The sequence below is a fragment of the Williamsia sp. Y853 genome (assembly GCF_056786495.1).
The window spans coordinates 12,851-27,449 of the sequence record NZ_JBXCJC010000008.1 but is presented as its reverse complement, the minus strand read 5'-3'; the positions used below and the strand labels follow the sequence as shown (position 1 = coordinate 27,449).

The 14,599-nt window shown below is 64.1% G+C and carries 13 protein-coding genes and 1 rRNA gene; 8 read left to right on the top strand and 6 right to left on the bottom strand.

Features of this window, described 5'->3' with window-relative positions:
• Window positions 1-8: 8 nt before the first annotated feature.
• Both rrf and glsA read left to right on the top strand, forming a co-directional pair.
• A 5S ribosomal RNA gene (gene rrf / locus AC1TPF_RS27175) occupies window positions 9-125 on the top strand.
• Window positions 126-307: 182 nt separating this feature from the next.
• Window positions 308-1,702, top strand: coding sequence for a glutaminase A (gene glsA / locus AC1TPF_RS27170; protein WP_482138806.1), 1,395 nt, complete (start codon window positions 308-310; stop codon window positions 1,700-1,702).
• A gap of 18 nt (window positions 1,703-1,720) precedes the next feature.
• Here glsA and AC1TPF_RS27165 read toward each other — a convergent pair whose 3' ends face one another.
• A complete protein-coding gene (locus AC1TPF_RS27165) occupies window positions 1,721-2,266 on the bottom strand; it encodes an NUDIX domain-containing protein (protein WP_482145898.1) in 546 nt (181 codons plus the stop codon).
• 68 nt (window positions 2,267-2,334) lie between these two features.
• Between AC1TPF_RS27165 and nucS the strand changes: the two genes are divergently transcribed.
• Both nucS and AC1TPF_RS27155 read left to right on the top strand, forming a co-directional pair.
• Window positions 2,335-3,015, top strand: coding sequence for an endonuclease NucS (nucS, locus tag AC1TPF_RS27160; protein WP_482138810.1), 681 nt, complete (start codon window positions 2,335-2,337; stop codon window positions 3,013-3,015).
• A 16-nt stretch (window positions 3,016-3,031) separates the two neighbouring features.
• Window positions 3,032-3,292, top strand: coding sequence for an ATP/GTP-binding protein (locus tag AC1TPF_RS27155; protein WP_482138812.1), 261 nt, complete (start codon window positions 3,032-3,034; stop codon window positions 3,290-3,292).
• Window positions 3,293-3,303: 11 nt separating this feature from the next.
• Here AC1TPF_RS27155 and AC1TPF_RS27150 read toward each other — a convergent pair whose 3' ends face one another.
• The gene (locus tag AC1TPF_RS27150) at window positions 3,304-4,362 is read right to left on the bottom strand and encodes a hypothetical protein (protein WP_482145896.1); all 1,059 of its coding nucleotides are present in this window, start codon (window positions 4,360-4,362) and stop codon (window positions 3,304-3,306) included.
• A 117-nt stretch (window positions 4,363-4,479) separates the two neighbouring features.
• On the bottom strand, window positions 4,480-4,962 hold the full coding sequence (gene mce / locus AC1TPF_RS27145) for a methylmalonyl-CoA epimerase (protein ID WP_482145895.1): 483 nt from the start codon (window positions 4,960-4,962) through the stop codon (window positions 4,480-4,482).
• Between the two features lie 67 nt (window positions 4,963-5,029).
• Between mce and AC1TPF_RS27140 the strand changes: the two genes are divergently transcribed.
• From AC1TPF_RS27140 to AC1TPF_RS27125, 4 genes are read left to right on the top strand one after another with little or no spacing between them, the layout of a single operon-like run.
• Window positions 5,030-6,217 carry an acetyl-CoA C-acetyltransferase gene (locus tag AC1TPF_RS27140; RefSeq protein WP_482138817.1) on the top strand — a complete coding sequence of 396 codons (1,188 nt, stop codon included), beginning with the start codon at window positions 5,030-5,032 and terminating at the stop codon, window positions 6,215-6,217.
• Window positions 6,218-6,230: 13 nt separating this feature from the next.
• The gene (locus tag AC1TPF_RS27135) at window positions 6,231-6,566 is read left to right on the top strand and encodes a DUF3817 domain-containing protein (RefSeq protein WP_482138818.1); all 336 of its coding nucleotides are present in this window, start codon (window positions 6,231-6,233) and stop codon (window positions 6,564-6,566) included.
• Window positions 6,567-6,607: 41 nt separating this feature from the next.
• Window positions 6,608-7,837, top strand: a complete 1,230-nt coding sequence (locus AC1TPF_RS27130) for an MFS transporter (protein ID WP_482145894.1) — start codon at window positions 6,608-6,610, stop codon at window positions 7,835-7,837.
• The gene (locus AC1TPF_RS27125) at window positions 7,837-8,805 is read left to right on the top strand and encodes a tetratricopeptide repeat protein (protein WP_482138822.1); all 969 of its coding nucleotides are present in this window, start codon (window positions 7,837-7,839) and stop codon (window positions 8,803-8,805) included. Before AC1TPF_RS27130 ends, AC1TPF_RS27125 begins: the two co-directional genes overlap by 1 nt.
• 39 nt (window positions 8,806-8,844) lie before the next feature.
• Here the strand turns inward: AC1TPF_RS27125 and AC1TPF_RS27120 are convergent, their stop codons facing one another.
• The 3 genes from AC1TPF_RS27120 to AC1TPF_RS27110 are packed head-to-tail and all read right to left on the bottom strand — an operon-like array spanning window position 8,845 to window position 14,528.
• Window positions 8,845-10,293 (bottom strand): neutral zinc metallopeptidase, encoded by a 1,449-nt coding sequence (locus AC1TPF_RS27120; RefSeq protein WP_482145893.1) that lies wholly within the window; start codon window positions 10,291-10,293, stop codon window positions 8,845-8,847.
• Window positions 10,294-10,314: 21 nt separating this feature from the next.
• Complete coding sequence (glgB, locus tag AC1TPF_RS27115) at window positions 10,315-12,525, bottom strand: 1,4-alpha-glucan branching protein GlgB (RefSeq protein ID WP_482145892.1); 2,211 nt, start codon at window positions 12,523-12,525, stop codon at window positions 10,315-10,317.
• Window positions 12,522-14,528 carry an alpha-1,4-glucan--maltose-1-phosphate maltosyltransferase gene (locus AC1TPF_RS27110; protein WP_482145897.1) on the bottom strand — a complete coding sequence of 669 codons (2,007 nt, stop codon included), beginning with the start codon at window positions 14,526-14,528 and terminating at the stop codon, window positions 12,522-12,524. Before AC1TPF_RS27110 ends, glgB begins: the two co-directional genes overlap by 4 nt.
• Window positions 14,529-14,599 lie beyond the last annotated feature (71 nt).

The following is a 14,599-nucleotide window of genomic DNA, read 5'->3' as shown; positions in this document are numbered from 1 at the left end:
CACATTGTTACGGCGGCTATAGCGGTAGGGAAACGCCCGGTCCCATTCCGAACCCGGAAGCTAAGCCTACCAGCGCCGATGGTACTGCACCTTAATAAGTGTGGGAGAGTAGGACACCGCCGAACTCTATTTGCGAATACCCTGTATTCGGAATCTTTATTGGTTCCGAATGCAGGGTATTTTGCTATCTCCAAGACGGAGTCATCGAAGGCCCCACATATGTGAGGGGCCTTTCTTGCGTTCCGGGGTCGCCTTTCGTGTGTTCTGGCGTCGTAGTGTGGTGCGCGAATATTTGCTTAGATGAGACATGGCATCACTGGTCGGCGGCCCCACTCTGGTCGAGTCGTATCTGCAACACATCCACGACACGTGCGCTGCCGGCGGTGCAGGCGCGCTCGCGGACTACATACCGGAGCTGGCCCAGGTCGATCCCAACAGATTCGGGCTGTCGTTGGCGTTGCACGACGGGTACGTGTACTCGATCGCTGATTCGGATGTCGGCTTCACCATCCAATCTGTATCGAAGCCGCTGACATACGCACTTGCTTTGACGCACAAGGGTTTTGATGAAATCGACGCACGCATAGGGGTCGAGCCCTCGGGTGAGGCGTTCAACGAGATCAGCGTTGATTCACAGCGCCGGCCACGTAACCCGATGATCAACGCGGGTGCGATTCTGTCGTCTTCCCTGCTCCTCGAAGTCCAACCCGATGTCGACGTTGCGTTCGCAGAGTTGCTCGACTTCTATTCATCCTGCGCGGGCCGTCAGCTGTCACTTGACGCCGATGTGTACAGCTCCGAGATGCGCAGCGGGGCCCGAAACCGTGCGATTGCGTACATGATGCAGAGCTTTGGTGCTCTGCAAGCCTCGCCGGAGGATTCGATCGACCTCTATTTCCGCCAATGCTCGTTGATCGTGACGACAAACGACCTTGCGGTCATCGGTGGCACGCTGGCGAACGGGGGCGTGAATCCGCGAACGGGCAGGCGGGTGTTGACGCAGGGCATTGTGGAACGTGTGCTCAGCGTGATGACGACGTGCGGCATGTACGACGGAGCCGGAGATTGGGTGACCAGGGTGGGTCTGCCCGCCAAGAGCGGTGTGGGTGGCGGGATCATGGCGGTGTTGCCCGGACAGCTCGGTATCGGCGTGTACTCGCCGCTTCTCGACGTGCATGGAAACAGCGTGCGTGGTGTCAGCGCCTGTAAGCGGCTTTCATCCGATCTCGGTCTGCACATGTTCAACGTTGCCCGGCAGAGCAGGTCCGCGGTTCGCTCCTTCCGATCCGCGGAGGAGTTCGAGGTGGCCACCGAACGCAACGAGTTCGAGCGACACTTCCTCAAAGGCAAGCGTGATCGCATCAGGATCTACGAGCTCCAGGGTGACCTGACGTTTTCGGGTACCGAGAGCGTGCTGCGACGTGTTCGATCGGCGGCCAAGGAATTCGACGTGGTCATCCTCGACATGAGTCGAGTTGATCAGGTCGACGAGGTGTCGAGAACGATGTTCCTCGGTGCCAGCAAGAACCTCGAGAATGTGAAACGCATTGCGGTGGTGGTGGATCCGGACGGCATTGTGCTGCGGGCGCATACCCACGAGGCCGAACCGGGTCCGCAGCTCGACTACGTCGTCAAGACGATGGCCGATGCACTTGCCCAAGCAGAAGACTTCTTGCTGAAGACGGCGATCGAGGAGCGGTAACCGGATGACGGACGTCGTTCAGCTCGCAGTGGCGTCGTAGGCGGAGAGCAAGGTCAGTGCGGCCAGGGTCTGGGCGTCGCAGATCGCTCCGGAGCTGACCGCCGCCCATACCTCCGTCGCAGGCCACCAGCGCGCGTCCATGTCCTGTTCTTCGTGTTCACGCTGGGCGGTCCCGGCAGACAGGTTCTCGGCGAGGAACACCGCTTGTCTCTGACTGCTGAAACCGGGTGCGACATCCACTGTCCCGATCCGGGTGAGGGACCCGGCGCGGAGGCCTGTTTCCTCTGCGAGCTCGCGGACTGCGAGTGCCTGAGCCGGAACGACCTGACGGTCCGGTGCCGTCCCTGCCGGGAACTCCCATCGTCGCGCGTCCACTGCGTATCGGAACTGTTCGACCAGATACAGGCGGCTATCTTCGCGGGGGATGACGATGACACCCTCGGGCTTGTCGACGACGCTGTAGATGCCGGTGCTGCCGTCGGAGCGAAGGATCTTGTCCTCCCGGAGAGACAACCATGGGTTGGCATATATCTCGGCTGAAGACACTCGCTTGATCGACACCACATCAGAATATGGCCCGCGCACGGCACGGGGGCGACACGCGTCGCGGCCGCGGGCCTAAAGTGGTCCTCGTGCGTCTTGTTATTGCCGAGTGCCAGGTCGACTATGTCGGACGGCTCACCGCCCATCTGCCCAAAGCTCGCCGACTGCTGTTGATCAAGTCCGACGGTTCAGTGAGCGTGCACGCCGACGATCGTGCCTATAAACCGCTGAACTGGATGAGCCCACCGTGCTGGCTGGTGGAGACCACGCCTGAAACGCCTGATGGACCACAACTTTGGGTTGTGACAAACAAAGCCGGCGAGGAACTCCAGATCACGATCACCGCGATCGAACACGATTCGAGCCACGCGCTCGGCGTCGATCCGGGGCTGGTCAAGGACGGTGTCGAGGCACACTTGCAGGAGTTGCTCGCCGAACACGTGGAGACGCTCGGCACCGGCTATTCGCTCGTGCGGCGTGAGTACATGACGGCCATCGGACCCGTTGACCTGCTGTGTCGGGACGCCGACGGTTCGTCGGTCGCGGTGGAGATCAAACGACGCGGTGAGATCGATGGCGTAGAGCAGCTGACCCGCTATCTGGAACTGATGAACCGTGATCCACTACTGGCCCCGGTGCAGGGCATCTTCGCGGCCCAGCAGATCAAGCCACAGGCCAAGACCCTCGCCAACGATCGCGGCATCCGGTGCGTCACGCTCGATTACGACAAGCTTCGGGGGACCGAGAGCACCGAGTTCCGGCTGTTCTGAGATACCGGCGAGTGTGATGGAACGGATCGAGCCAGGCCCCGGCGGCGACGACTACTACGTCCGGCCGATTACCGGTCAACGCGCAACCAAGATCTACCGATGCCCGGGCTGCAACCAGACCGTGATGGTGGGTGTTCCGCACGTGGTGGCCTGGCCGGTGGATGACTACGGGATGGACGGGTACGAGGGCGGCGCGTCCTATCTGGATGATCGCCGCCACTGGCACACCGGATGCTGGCGTCGCGCCGCGCGGGGCACGCGCGGCGCACGACGTTAGTGCCGCGGGAGCTACCGGTAAGAAGAACTCACCCGATCGGGGGTGTCGGTGCTGTCGGTATCGTCCTGCGGTTCGCGATCGGCGGGTTCGTCGAGCGCTGCGACTTCGGTGTCGACGTCTTCACTGTCGACAGCATCGTCGGCCAGGCCCGATGACGGCTCTTCGAGGCGCGCGTTGTCGGAGAGTTCTTTGTTGAGGAGGCCGGTCGTGTTCGGATCGAGCAGTTCGGGCTCGTTCTCGACTGCGGCGAGCAACTGGGGGACATCGTCGAGTTGGCTGCGGATCTCGGCGAGCTGAGACAACATCCGACTCCGTAGCGCACGCACCTGTTCGGTGACTTCTTGTGAGCGCGTGACTCTTTCGGTTGCCGCGGAGGCGGCACGCTGACGTAGGCTCTCGGCTTCGGCATGTGCGTTCTCGAGCCGTTCGCGTGCCTCGTTTTTGCTGTCGGTCTCGAGTTTGTTGGCAGCGGCGACGGCCTCGGATCGGCGGGCGGCGATCGTGATGTCGAAGTCTTGCTGAATCCGTTCCCGGTTGGCCAGCGCCCTGGCGTCGAGTTCTTCGGCCTGTGCCTTTGCCTCGGCGAGGATGCGCTGCGCCTCGTTGCGGGCCGCGATCATCGTGGCCTCGTGTTCGGCCTGCATCGCCTCACGGCGGCGGTCGAGTTCCTCGGTTTTTCGCGCGATCTCCTCGCGATGTTCCGTGACTTCCTGACGTGCGATCGAAAGTACCTCTGCCGCTTCTGCTTCCGACTGTGCCCGGATCTCCGAAGCCTCGTCAGAAGCCAGGCGAAGCATGCTGGAGACGCGCTCGCTCATCCCTTGCACAGTGGTGGGTGGCACAGACAACCGATTTACCTCGCGGCGAAGCTCGTCGATGTCGTCGCGGGCGATCTCGAGATTCTCGGCGAGTTCACGGGCATTGGCCGTGGCGGCGTCGCGGTCGGCGGCGATAACCCGCATCTCCGCGTCGAAGCGACGGAAGAACTCGGTGACCTGATCCCGGTCGTAACCACGCATGACCGTGGCAAACGGCAGGCCGCTGGCAGATGTGGCCTCGTTATTTGGCATGGCTGAGATTTTACGCTGTGTTGCCGCCGGGACCGGGGGTGAACACGGTGCGGCGCACAGGAGTTACCAGGCTGCAACCCGTGTCCCCGGCCCGGTCCGCGGCTTCGGGGTGGGGATTCAGTGCGCTGCGGCGGCCGGTTCCACGAGCTCGAGGAGGACACCACCGGCATCCTTGGGGTGGATGAAGTTGATCCGTGAGTTTGCGGTGCCACGGCGCGGTTCGGTGTACAGCACCCGCAGACCGTTGGCGACCAGACGGCGCGTGACCTCGTCGATGTCGGTGACGCGGACAGCCATCTGCTGCAGTCCGGGGCCGTTGCGATCGATGAACTTGGCGATGGTCGACGTCTCGTCGATCGGCGACAGCAGCTGGATGAGCGCGTGTGTCTTGTCGGCACCTGCGGGCCCGACCATCGCTTCGACCACACCTTGGGCGGCGTTTGTCTCCTGATGCAGCGTCACCAGGCCCAGGTTTTCGAGGTACCAGGCCTTGGCGGCCTCCAGATCGGGCACTGCGATCCCGACATGATCGACCGCTGTGACGAGCTCGCCGATGGTGGCAATGGCCACTGACTGGGGGTTCTGTTCAGATGTGCTCATGGCATAAAGGTAACCTCGGCTTTAGTTGAGCGACGATTCAGCCAGCTTTTCAGAGAGGTCAGAACAGATGACAACGTCGGTAATAGTGTCCGGAGCCCGTACCCCGATCGGCCGATTGATGGGTTCGCTCAAGGATTTCAGTGCGGTGGATCTCGGTGCGATCGCCATCCGCGGAGCCCTGGAGAAGGGCAACGTGCCTGCCTCTGAGGTCGAATACGTCATCCTGGGACAGGTTCTCGGTGCCGGCGCCGGTCAGATGCCTGCCAAGCAGACCGCGGTCAAGGCAGGCATCGGCTGGGATGTCCCCGCTCTGTCGATCAACAAGATGTGCCTGTCGGGCATCGATGCGATCGCGCTGGCCGATCAGCTGATCCGGGCAGGCGAGTTCGAGTGCGTTGTCGCCGGTGGTCAGGAATCGATGACCCAGGCCCCGCACATCCTGCAGGGCAGCCGCAGCGGCTTCAAGTACGGCAATACCGAGCTCGTCGACCACATGGCCTACGACGGACTGCACGATCCGTTCACCGATCAGCCGATGGGCGCGCTCACCGAGGCGCAGAACGACGTCGAGAAGTTCACCCGCGAGGAGCAGGACGCATTCGCCGCACAGTCGAACCAGCGCGCCGCCATCGCGTGGAAGAACGGCGTCTATGACGACGAGGTCGTGCCGGTACCGATCCCGCAGCGCAAGGGTGATCCGATCCTGTTCGCCGAAGACGAAGGCATCCGCGGCGACACCACCGCCGATTCGCTGGGACGTCTACGCCCGGCGTTCCGCAAGGACGGCACCATCACCGCAGGCAATTCTTCGCAGATCTCGGACGGCGCCGCTGCCGTCATCGTGATGAGCAAGGCGAAGGCGGAGGCTCTCGGGCTCGAGTGGATCGCCGAGATCGGTGCGCACGGTGTAGTCGCCGGACCCGACTCCACCCTGCAGCACCAGCCGGCCAACGCCATCCGCAAGGCTGCCTCGAAGGCTGGGGTCGATCCCGCCGGATTCGATCTGTACGAGATCAACGAAGCGTTCGCGGCAGTCGGCCTGGCCTCTGCCAAGGAACTCGGGGTCTCCGACGATAAAGTGAACGTCAACGGTGGCGCCATCGCAATCGGTCACCCGATCGGTGCCTCCGGTGCACGCATCACGCTGCACCTCGCCCTGGAACTCGCCCGCCGCGGAGGTGGCACGGGTGTGGCCGCACTCTGTGGCGCCGGCGGACAGGGTGATGCGCTCATAATTTCTGTACCCAAGAAGTGAAAGTGACCGAAAATTGATTTCTGCAAAACTCACCGCCCAGATCTTCCGAGTAGTGGCGATTGCCGAGGCCGTGACCTGGCTGGCGCTGCTGATCGCGATGTTCTTCAAGTGGGTGCTCGGCCATGAAGAAGCGATCGCCATCCCGGGTATGACCCACGGGATCGTGTTCGTGGTCTACGTCGTGGTCTCGCTGTTCACCGCGTGGCGCCTGAAGTGGAACCTGGTAACCACCGGCCTCGCGCTGGTGGCGAGCATTCCGCCGTTCGGCACCTTGGTCTTCGAGGTCTGGGCGAAGCGCAATGGCCACCTCGACGGGGTCGAAGCGCCGTCGAAGGCTGCAACAGCCTGACAACCTCACCCGAAGCCGCCATCGCGCACCCGAATCTTCGGGTGCGGGTGGCGGTTTCGTGCATTTTCGGACTCAACGGTCTGTTGGCCGCCATGTGGGTGGCCCACATCCCGGTGATCCAGGATCGAACCGGCGTCAGTCACGCCACACTGGGCGGCCTGTTGCTGGCCATCGGCGGATCGGCTCTGGTTGCGATGCAACTCGTCGGACCGTTGACCGACCGCATCGGATCCAATTGGCCAACGGTGGTCAGTGCGGTCGGTCTGTCGCTGGCGATCCTGTTGCCAGGTCTGGCCACCAGCACCACCGCGTTGGCGGTCGCGCTGGTGGCGTTCGGCTTCTTCAACGGCGCGCTCGACGTCTCGATGAACACTCAGGCGGTGCTGTGTGAACGCACCTACAAGCGGCCGATCATGTCCTCGTTCCACGGATACTTCTCGGTGGGCGGCCTGGCCGGTGCGGGGATCGTGGCGGGCGGGTTGGCGCTCGACGTGCCCCTCATGGCGGTTTTGGGCACGTTCTGTGCTCTGGGACTGGTGAGCGCGATCGTCTTGTCCCGGGACCTGTTCACCGGCCGCGCGGGCGACGAGGTGGCCGGATCTGATCAGGGGGCGGTATCCGATCAACAGGGCGCGGCTGGGCCTGATCGGGGCGAGGACGTCGCGGTCGGCGAGCCGCGACCATGGGGCCGGATCGCGCTGCTGGCACTGGTGGCGTTCATGCTGATGCTCGCCGAGGGCGTTGCCTACGACTGGAGTGCGCTCTACATCGTCGAGAATTACAACGTCTCCGATGCCATGGGCGCGGTGGCGTTCGGTGCATTCAGCGCCACGATGGTGCTCTTCCGGTTCTCCGCCGACACGGTGAGCGCGAAGTTCGGCCCGGTTGCCGTCGTGCGCGCCGGTGCGGCAGTCGCCGTGGCCGGAATGGCGCTGGCGATCTGCGCACCCACCGCGCCGTGGAGCATCGTCGGATGGGCGGTGTTCGGCCTCGGTGTCGCGGGCGGCGTTCCACAGCTGTTCACCGCGGCCGGAAACGTCACGACCGCGTCGAGCGGTCAGATCATCTCGGTGGTTGTCGGCTTCGGCTATGTCGGGATGCTGGCGGGCCCGGCGGTCATCGGGCCGCTCAGTCAATGGTTCTCTCTCGGCAGCGCGTTGTGGTTTGCGGTGGCCGGGTTGGCCGTCGCCATCGTTTTTGCACCCGTGGTCCGGCCCCGCACAACCGGACCCCGGCACCACGTCACCGACGACCGTGCCAAACTGGAGTAATGACCAGACCGCAACAAAGTCAGCAGGCGGCTGCCCGTGCGGCAGCGGCAATGTCAGGCGCCGTGGACCTTTCGGGTCTCAAAGAGCGTGCCGACGCGCAACGTGCGCAAGCCAGTCGGCCCACACCGCCACCGGGAGCCGCACCACCGTCGGTCCCGGCCGGGGGATCAGGATTCCCCGCCGTCTACGACGTCACCGAGGAAACCTTCGAAACCGAGGTCGTTGCCCGGTCTTCGCAGGTTCTGGTCGTGGTGGACCTCTGGGCGACCTGGTGCGGTCCGTGTAAGCAGCTGTCGCCGACGCTGGAGCGGATGGCCGCCGAATCCGGTGGTGCCTGGGTGCTCGCGAAGGTCGATGTCGACGCCAACCCGCGCATCGCGCAGTTGTTCGGTGTGCAGTCCGTACCGACCGTGGTCGCGATCATCGGCGGTCAGCCGGTGTCGGCCTTTGCAGGCGCACAGCCGGCCGCGCAGATCCAGAGTTGGATCGACGATGTCATGAGCCAGCACGGTGCTGGGCTCACCGGTGTCCCCGCAGAGGCCGGTGTCGAGGCCGAAGATCCGATCGACCCGCGGATGGCGGCGGCCGAGGACAAACTCAACGACGGTGACATCGACGGCGCGCTTGCCGACTACAAAGAGATCGCGGCTGCCGAGCCGAACAACCTCGAGGCCGCGTCGCTGGTCCGCAACCTGACGTTCGTCGCGCGGGCCCAGTCCCACGACCCGGCAGCGCTGGCCGACGCATCACCCGACGACCTCGAGAAGCAACTGGCCGCCGCGGACGTGGAGCTGCTCAATCAGCAGCCCGAGGCCGCGTTCGATCGGATCATCAAGGTCGTCGCCAGGACTGCGGGCGACGATCGCACCGCCGCCCGGGCCCGGCTCCTCGAACTGTTCGAATTGTTCGATCCGGCCGAGCCCTTTGTGGTCGCGGCAAGGCGCAAGCTCGCGACCGCCCTGTACTGATGACCGCCCTGTATTTGACCGCCCGGTACTGATCAGGTCTCACGGGTCGTAGCGGGAGCAACCACTGTCGGTGTCGAAGTAGCCGGCCGAGAATGCTGCGATCCGGGAGAAACCACTCGGAAGCGAACGGCCGGCCACGTCACTGGCCACCGCACCGCTGACCAGCAGGCTGGACACCAACTCGTCGAGGTCGCCGCCGCGCAGCGTGAACGTACCGGAGTCCGCGGTCGATCGGGCCCACTGGCCGGTGGCGCACACCGCTCGGGCTGCCGAGACCGGTTGGTCGATCACCTGACCGCGGGCCTGTTGGGCCGCGAGCGAGTATCGGGATGCCACCAGCGAGTACGCACTGAAATCACCGCCGATGAAGCTCGGCAACCCGGGGGGACCGGTGGTTCCGTTGTAGGCGATCGACGCGAGCTCTGACGTATCCATCGACACCGAGTTGGTGGCCGGGCAAAACGCGACCGGTGGCCGTGTGGCGACCGTGTCCACCGCGGGGCACCCGGTGTTCAGGGCATCGGTGTCGACAGCAGGCCGTACGTCGGGTGGCAGGGCGAAGAACTCCTCGACCGACGAGATCACCGAGTCGAGTCCGCCTTCGCTGAACCGGGTCGTGTCGATGCTGCCTGCGTTGTCGAAACGCGGCGGCATCGCATCGCGCATCTCGTCGACGCTTATCTCGTTGATCGCCGCACAAGTCTCCGGCTCGCCGGCGAATCCGGTCTCGAATGCGTAGGCCCGTTCGAACGCGGTGCCGTGATCGGATTGTCCACGTTCGCTGTCCCGGGCCGAGATCAGCGCGGCGACAGCGGTATTGAGCCCGTCCGCGGTGTTGATCTGCAGGTATTTGCCGTTGTCCTCGGCGATCCATCGGATGAAGTTGCCCGACAGACAGTCTGCTTGCTGTTCGCTGACGATCGGGGACGCGTCTTTGTCGATGCCTGCGATCATCTGTACGTAGTGGCCGTACTCGTGGGCGATGACCGTCACCGGAGCCATCGGTCCGAACTCGTCGAGCAGGGCGGGCATCAAAACTCCACGGTCCCAGCCGATCTGGTCCCGCGGCGGGCAGAAGGCGGCATTGACGTGTCCGTAGGTCGAGTCGCCACAGAAGGTCACCGACGCGCTTCGGGGTGCCTGCGCATCCCAGGACACGAACCCGAGGCCGGTTTTGAACTCATCGCCGAACGCCGGTTCGAACGCCTCTTTCCAGTACGACTCGAGATCCAGCAGGGCCGCGGCCATCAGGGTGTCGATCTCACCGGAGTCCGCGTTGTCGATATCGAGCACCGGTTCTTCGGCGTCGGAACGCAGGCCGGTGGGGCCGTCGGTGACCGCGAGGCCGGCAACGGTGAACGGGTCGGAGTACACAGACACCGGATCGCCGTCGACCACAACACGCTCTTCGCGGTCGGTGCAGCCGGTGGACACCAGCAGGCAAACACCGACCAGCCCACTGATCCACGATATTCGTCGTGTCTTCACGGATGTCCCCGGCGGCCGCCGCTAGGCAGGCGCGATCCAGATGGCTCCGTTGGCGGGCAAAGTCAGCCGGGCGCATGCGGGCCGACCGTGCCAGGCTTCACTGTTCGCGATCACTTGACCGAGATTACCGGCGCCGGTCCCGCCGTACGCCGGTGCATCGGTGTTGAGGATCTCGTTCCAGACCCCGGCGACCGGGAGACCGACCCGGTAGTCGGTACGGGTGGTGCCGGAGAAGTTGAAGACACACGCCACCACCGAGCCGTCCGACCCCCATCGCAGGAAACTGATGATGTTGCCCGCGGTGTCGTTGGCATCGATCCAGGAGTAGCCGCTGGGTGTGATGTCCTGGCTGTAGAGCGCCGGGTGTCGACGGTATGTGCTGTTGAGATCGGTGACGAGCGCCTGGACACCGGCATGCAGCTCACCCTCCCAGCCTTCGAGTTGTTCCCAGGACAGACTGCGGCTCTCCGACCATTCGGGGGTCTGGGCGAACTCTTGGCCCATGAACAGCAACTGCTTGCCCGGATGGGCCCACATGTAGGAGAGCAGCGCGCGGACACCTGCCGCCTTGGTCTGTGAATCACCGGGCATCCGCGTCCACAGGGTGCCCTTGCCGTGCACGACCTCGTCGTGGCTGATGGGCAGCACGAAGTTCTCACTCCACGCGTACATCAGCGAGAACGTGATCTCGTGGTGATGGAAGCTGCGGTGGATCTGATCACGCCCGAGGTAGCCGAGCGTGTCGTGCATCCAGCCCATGTTCCACTTCATCGTGAAGCCGAGTCCACCCAGGTTGGTATCGCGGGTGACCCCGGGCCACGATGTCGATTCCTCGGCGATCGTCACGACACCCGGGTGGTGTTTGTGCACGGTCGCGTTCATCTCCTGCAGGAACTGCACGGCCTCGAGATTCTCGCGACCCCCATAGATGTTGGGGGACCAGCCACCGTCCGGGCGGGAGTAGTCGAGATAGAGCATCGAGGCGACGGCATCGACGCGCAGTCCGTCGATGTGGAACTCGTCGAACCAGTAGAGCGCGTTGGCAACCAGGAAGTTGCGGACCTCGGGCCTGCCGAAGTCGAAAACGTAAGTGCCCCAGTCCAGCTGCTCGCCGCGCTGCGGGTCGCTGTGTTCGTAGAGGGGCGTGCCGTCGAAACGGGCAAGGGCCCAGGCGTCTTTGGGGAAGTGGGCGGGCACCCAGTCGACAAGGACTCCGATCCCCAGCCCGTGTAGACGGTCGACGAAGAACCGGAAGTCGTCGGGAGTGCCGAAACGTGAGGTCGGTGCGTAATAGGAGGTGACCTGGTAACCCCAGGATCCGCCGAACGGGTGCTCCGAGACCGGGAGCAACTCGACGTGCGTGAAGCCGAGGTCGCTGACGTATGTGCCTAGTTCGTCGGCGAGTTCGCGATATCCCAGACCCTGGCGCCACGACCCGAGATGTACCTCGTACACGCTCATCGGCTCGTTGACCGCGTCCGACTTCTCGCGGCGGTCCACCCACTCGGCATCGGTCCACTCGAACGACGTCTCGGGGATGACCGAAGCCGTGGCCGGCGGAACCTCTGCCGCCCGTGCCATCGGATCGGCCTTCTCCCGGACGACGCCGTCGTTGCCGGTTATCCGGTACTTGTACGTGGTGCCCGGACCGATATGGGGCACAAAGACTTCCCAGACCCCGCTCGAGCCGAGGCTGCGCATCGGCGCGGTATGCCCGCGCCAGCCGTCGAAACTGCCGATGACGGTCACACCCTGGGCATTCGGTGCCCACACGGCGAAGCCGGTGCCGTCGACACTGCCGTCCGGCGTCGAATACAGCCGGGATTGCGGGCCGAGGATCTCCCACAGCCGTTCGTGCCTGCCCTCGGTGAACAGGTGGATGTCGAGCTCGCCGAGGCTGGGAAGGAACCGGTATCCGTCGGCAACCACGAACTCGCGGTCGGTGCCGGTTGTGTCTTGATAGGTGACGCGGTACCGGTAATCGATCAGATCCGCGAACGGGATGGTGGCGACGAACAGGCCCGAATCCTGATGTGTCAGTGGGTAGTCGACGCCGCCGATGACCGCGCTCACCGCGGTCGCGTCAGGCTTGAGGGTGCGCAGGATCGTGTACTCACCCGATGGGTGGGCGCCGAGAACCCCGTGCGGGTTGTGGTGTGTTCCGGACAGGAGCCTGTCGAGTTCTGACTTCTCGAGGGTCGCGTCGGGTGCGGTGTTTGACGGTGTGGTCATGAGGGAGTCCTGAACGCGAGTGCGCTGCGCGCCGCCTCGGGCATGGGCGGAAGTGCAACGATGTGGGCAACCGAGCGCCATGGTTCCAGCCGGACATAGTTGGATTGGCCCCAGTGGAAGCTGTCGCCGGTCACTTCGTCGATACCGCTGAAGCGGTCGTGCCAGTTGTAGCCCAGCGAGGGCATGTCCAGCCACACGGTTGATTCTTGGGCGGCGATGGGGTCGAGGTTGATGACCACCACGACGGTGTCGCCGGTGTGCGGGTCGAACTTCGAGAACGCGATGAGCGCGTCGTTGTCGATGTGATGGAACTTCAGGTACCGCAACTGCTGCAGCGCCGGGTGGCGCCTGCGGATCTCGTTGAGTGAGCGGATCCATCCTTCGAGCGATTCACCACGGCTTGCCGCGCCCTTGTAGTCGCGGGGACGCAGCTGATACTTCTCCGAATCCAGATACTCTTCGCTGCCGTCGCGTACGGCATTGTGTTCGAACAGTTCGTATCCGCTGTAGACACCCCACGTCGGGGAGAGGGTGGCGGCCAGGGCCGCTCGCAGCGCAAACATCCCGGGGCCGCCGTATTGGAGGCTCTCGTGCAGGATGTCCGGGGTGTTGACGAACAGATTGGGCCTGCAGACGTCTGCGTTGGCCGCGATCTCGTTGCCGAACTCGGTGAGCTCCCACTTGGCGGTCCGCCAGGTGAAATAGGTGTACGACTGCGTGAACCCCAACTTGGCCAGACCGTACAGACGGGCGGGCCGCGTGAAGGCCTCGGCCAGGAACAGCACATCGGGGTCGCGTTTCTTCACCTCGACGATGAGCCACTCCCAGAAATCCGGCGGCTTGGTGTGCGGGTTGTCGACCCGAAAGATCTTGACGCCCTGCTTGACCCAATGCAGGACGACCTTCAGCACGCCGCGGAAGATCCCGTTGCGGTCGTCGTCGAAGTTGAGCGGGTAGATGTCCTGGTACTTCTTGGGTGGATTCTCCGCATAACGGATGGTCCCGTCAGGTTCGGTGACGAACCAGTCGGGATGTTCGGTGGTCCACGGATGGTCGGGCGCGCACTGCAGCGCCAGGTCGAGAGCGACCTCCATGCCGAGTTCCTCGGCGCGGTGGCGGAAATAGTTGAAGTCGTCGAGCGTACCGAGCCGTGGGTGGATGGCATCGTGTCCGCCGTCCGCCGACCCGATCGCCCATGGAGAGCCGACATCGTCGGGTCCGGCGATCACAGAGTTGTTGGGCCCCTTGCGGTTCACCTCACCGATCGGATGGATCGGTGGCAGATAGACCACGTCGAAGCCCATATCGGCGATCCGGGGCAGATCTTCGGCTGCGGTGAGGAAGGTGCCGTGAACCGGGTGCCCGTCGTTGTCCCACCCGCCGGTGGACCGGGGGAACATCTCGTACCAGGATCCGAACAACGCGCGCACGCGGTCGACCCAGACGCGGTGCGTGCGACTCTTGGTGACCAATTCCCGGACCGGGTGGTTGATCAACAGGGTGCTGACCGGTTCCGAGAGTGCCGGCGCGACGCGGACCGGGAGCGCGGCCTGTTGATCACGCAATGCGGCGATGGCACCGGACAACAGTTCGCGGCCGTCCGGCGGGACGAGCGTGATCGCCTTTTCGAGCAGGCGCGCACCGCGTTCGATGTCGTTGGCGAGTTCGGAACTGCCCTGACCTGCCGCGAGCTTCTTGTCCATGGCGTCGCGCCATGTCGCGAAAGGGTCGCTCCAGCCGTCGATCCGGAATGACCAATAGCCCATGGCATCGGGCGTGAACAGGGCGTTGAACGTGTCGGGTTCGGCGCCAGGCGACATCCGGATGTCAAGGCTGTTGCTCCGTGACGGTCCTTCGACATGCAGCGTGGCGGCAACGGCGTCGTGGCCTTCCCTCCAGACCGTTGCGCTGACGGGGACGGTCTCTCCGACAACCGCTTTCGCGGAGAACTGACCAGAGGAGACCACGGGGGCTATGTCATCGATCCCGATGCGCCCTATCACCTTCTGCGCCACCTTTCGATGTTTTCGATGGGTTCTCGAGGGGTGTTGCACTGTCATCGTTGTCGGTTCCC